This is a genomic window from Flavitalea flava (assembly GCF_054461575.1).
Map to the genome: position 1 here is coordinate 1 of NZ_JBTLQH010000135.1, position 698 is coordinate 698.

A 698-nucleotide genomic window follows, 5' to 3' on the forward strand; every position below is an offset into this window, starting at 1 on the left:
GGTCTATCTTTCCATTGGCCGTCAGCGGCCATTGCTCCAGTACCACCCACTCCGACGGAATCATATAGGCCGGTAAATGAAGGCCTGCATACCCCAGCACCGCCTGGCGGTCTATATCCCCTTTACCCCCTTTACCCACCATATAGCCGATCAGCCCAACCTCCCCCTGGACATCCGCTTTAGCCAACACCACCGCCTGAGCCACCAGTCCGCTTTGTTCCAGTACCCGCTCGATCTCCCCGGGTTCGATCCGGTGACCCCGCACCTTTACCTGATCGTCTATTCGACCCAGGTAGACCAGATCGCCATCCGGTAACCAGCGGCCCAGATCCCCCGTCCGATATACCCTCGACCCGGACCGACCACCGAAGGGGTCCTCCATGAACCGCGCTGCCGTTAACTCCGGACCGTTCAGGTAGCCCCGCGACACACCCGCCCCACCTATCCACAACTCTCCCCCTACGCCCACCGGTTGCAGCGATCCTTCCTTATCGGTGATATAGACCTGCGTATTGGCAATCGGTCTGCCGATCGTTACGCCCCCCTGGCCTTGCAGCCGCTTATGCGTTGACCAGATCGTCGTCTCTGTCGGACCATACAGGTTCCACACAGCCCCCAATCCCGTCAACCGATCCTTCAGCTCTTCCTTTAACGACTCCCCGCCTACCAGCAGCTTCACCCCTTCCTTATTCGCCCAT

1 protein-coding gene is annotated in these 698 nt (G+C 59.7%); it reads right to left on the bottom strand.

What is annotated here, in order from left to right; translation table 11 throughout:
- Positions 1-698: AMP-binding protein (locus ACX0G9_RS31700; RefSeq protein WP_459069009.1), on the bottom strand; the 698-nt coding region annotated here is incomplete at both ends.